This window comes from Phytobacter palmae, assembly GCF_039409775.1.
In the GTDB taxonomy this organism is placed as follows: Bacteria; Pseudomonadota; Gammaproteobacteria; order Enterobacterales; family Enterobacteriaceae; genus Phytobacter; species Phytobacter palmae.
Genome location: NZ_JBCIVJ010000054.1, coordinates 1 through 2,867 on the forward strand (window position 1 = coordinate 1; position 2,867 = coordinate 2,867).

Sequence of the window (2,867 nt, forward strand, 5' to 3'; positions counted from 1 at the left end):
TGCTGTTTGATATGCTCCGTCAAGTTGAAATAGCGGTATATATATTGATTGTTCTGAAGCATAAACAAGAGATATACAAACAGCAAAAATTAGCCATACAATATACAACCTATTATGTCTATAGATTAAACTCATTTTTATATCCAAATATGATTTATTTTTAAGCGCATGAGTATATTCCAAAATTTAAGAGCAATCTAGTTGTGGCGAACTGCAAAATCTATTGTTCATGAGATATGTATGTTAAATCTTTTAAAAAAATCTGGCTCCAAAGCTCATGAACTGCATGGCTTTCTAAATAATTACCAAAAGCAACTATTATGAGAGTATGTTTTTGTAAGCTACTCTTCTCAAGCTGGGGCCATAGCTAAACACCAGCATCTTCGAATGCAACACTGATGGAAAAATTTCTAGTTCTATCCAGCGATTAGCCTCACGCATCGTCCACATCCAGTTAACGGCGTGAAACTCTTCAGCGAATCACCTGGTCGTTACAATCCGGCGCCCACTCTTTTCTATCTCCATTGCTACTATGAAGGGGTTTAAATATCATCTCTGCGCAGCATATCCTCTCCCGACCATTTATACTGTTTTGATATACAGTAGTTTGCAGGCAGGGGGAGATTAATGTGGGTGTGCCTATCAATTATTGAGATAGGGTGTGCTTTATGAGGCGGAAAGACATCCTTTCTGATCTGCTCTTAGAGCGAGTTGCTATTTAGCTAGTGTTATGGAATTATTTGATTTTTCTAAAATAAATTTATTATTAACTGTCTTACCAGAAAAGTCTGTGCCTTTGATCATTCCCTTAACCACACTTCTATCCTCTGCACTTGTGGTAACATCAATACCTTTCCTAGCATCAATAACCCCGCTACAATCCACGGCTTGCGGTGTTTTGGTACACTCTTCCTGGGTTGGTGAGTTTCCGAGCCTATCCTTGACAATCTCAGCAACGTTTGTCGAAAAAATCATCCGCATAAACTGATGTGGAAAAGGCTATTAGAGTAGCAATAAATAGTAATTTCATAAGCTTGGTCTCGTTTGGTTGTGCCGAATAATACACCATTAACAAGAGACCATTAACAAGAGGTAGTCATGGATCGTCTGGAGAGAGCATCTCTCATTTCATACCTGGTTGTGATGACCATAATAGGGCTATTTTTCGTATTCAAAAATACCCCACTAACCGGACTGGATGAAAGATTCCACTTTTTCAGGTCTTATCAGATGGCGCAGGGAACCCTGTTGCCACAGTTGATTAATGGCGAGAAAGGGTCATGGGGTGGTTGCGTAGAGAGAAAGGCTTTGCAATACGTCTGGCCGTTCTTTATCTCCCAGGATCATAATCAGCCAGCCAGCAAAGAGGAAGCTGCAAAACGGGCCAAAGAAATTGACGCCTCAACAGATACTGTCAGCACCTGTTTCAATTTCGCACCGTCTGCGACGTATTCACCATTGCTCTATGCTCCGTCAGCAATTGGTTTGGCGCTAACAAGGCTTGTTGGTGCAGGAATTGATACTCAGATGTACGCAGGCCGACTGCTGAATCTGGTGTTTTTCCTTGCTCTGGTTTATGCTGCAGTCAGGATGATGCCAGTCATGCGTATTCCTACCTTGATGATTTTGTCATTTCCAACCCTGTTAAACCTGGCGTCATCATACAGCCCCGATCCGGTAACGAACCTGGTTACAGTGATTTTTATCGCCTGCTGCCTGAGAATGGCTATTCTGAAAGAGCGGATTTTCTGGCAGACTTTTGCTCTGGCATGCCTTGTTGGTTTGCTGAAAATGACTAATATTGCATTTCTTCCATTCGTCCTGCTTATCCCATCAGCATTGTTTTCAAGCCGCATAAAATGGTTTGCATACATGGCTGGTTGTATAGTAGCAGGCTGCGCCGTGGCTTTAGCATGGAATGGCTATTATTCATGGGTTCCGAGCCAATTTTGGCACTCGGGAGGAGATATTAATAAAGCCAAAGAAATGCTCCTGACTCAGCCAATTGCTACCGCACTTTTCATCGTCAACGCCGTGATTCATCAAACACCGGATATGTTTGATCGGATGTTCGCCACGTTCGGAGGCGGTCCGGCAGCATATACGTGGACGTTTGGCGGTAGATATTGCTATCTGGCTATATTCACAATATTTATGGCAACGCTGAGCAGCGTTAGCAAGTCGCCTATTCCATTTAATAGATTGAAATTATATCTGTTACCAGTGATGAGTACCGGTAGTGTACTACTGATCTTCCTTGCTCTGTGGGTTGGTTTCTCTCCACTAAACCTGCCATTTGTTGGCGGTGTTCAGGGTCGTTACTTCATTATCAGTTTCATGACCGCGATGCTGTTCATTGTGCTTATGCTTTCACGCACAGAAACGTTTGCTAAATCATGGATTGGTGAGGCAGTGATAGATAAATACGCACTGGCATTCTCAACAATTACGTATTTATTCGTAATATCTCACGTCTGCTACCTGAGTATTGTTAAATACTGGCCGATGTATCAGTAGGAAAATAGCCCGCTTTATGCGGGCTTATTATTTTTATGACATCTTAATCATTATCCTGTACGTCCCAGCAGGTATATTCCCACCCGTCGTAAGCCTAATGAAACTTTAGCAGCAACTGCTGTATTAGCAGTGTCTGAGTAAAGATATGTTCCGATCAGGTCGTTATCTGCCCTTAGCAAACATTCATTCAGGCTTATGAGTGGCCCGGATAAGACCAGCAGGAAAAGTGATTAGTTTTGATTCAGTGGCCGCCCCACCAGCGAAAGTCAGAACAAATGAGTCTGTATAACACTTACTAACGACAACGTTTTGACCATGATTAATATTGTTTACCAGAACAGCTACATTAC

The 2,867-nt window shown here is 42.2% G+C and carries 2 protein-coding genes; one reads left to right on the forward strand and one right to left on the reverse strand.

The window, feature by feature from the left end:
• Nucleotides 1-714: 714 nt before the first annotated feature.
• Entirely contained in the window at nucleotides 715-975 is a 261-nt protein-coding gene (locus AAIG39_RS25555) for a hypothetical protein (protein ID WP_343195046.1), read from the reverse strand.
• Nucleotides 976-1,098: 123 nt separating this feature from the next.
• On the opposite strand from AAIG39_RS25555, the gene AAIG39_RS25560 reads away from it, so the two are divergent.
• A complete protein-coding gene (locus AAIG39_RS25560; protein WP_343195047.1) occupies nucleotides 1,099-2,517 on the forward strand; it encodes a DUF2142 domain-containing protein in 1,419 nt (472 codons plus the stop codon).
• The last annotated feature ends 350 nt before the right edge of the window (nucleotides 2,518-2,867 follow it).

Coding starts and splice junctions, on each gene's coding strand:
- AAIG39_RS25560 (WP_343195047.1), top strand. CDS start 1,099: ATGGATCGTCTGGAGAGAGCATCTCTCATTTCATACCTGGTTGTGATG.
- AAIG39_RS25555 (WP_343195046.1), bottom strand. CDS start 975: ATGATTTTTTCGACAAACGTTGCTGAGATTGTCAAGGATAGGCTCGGA.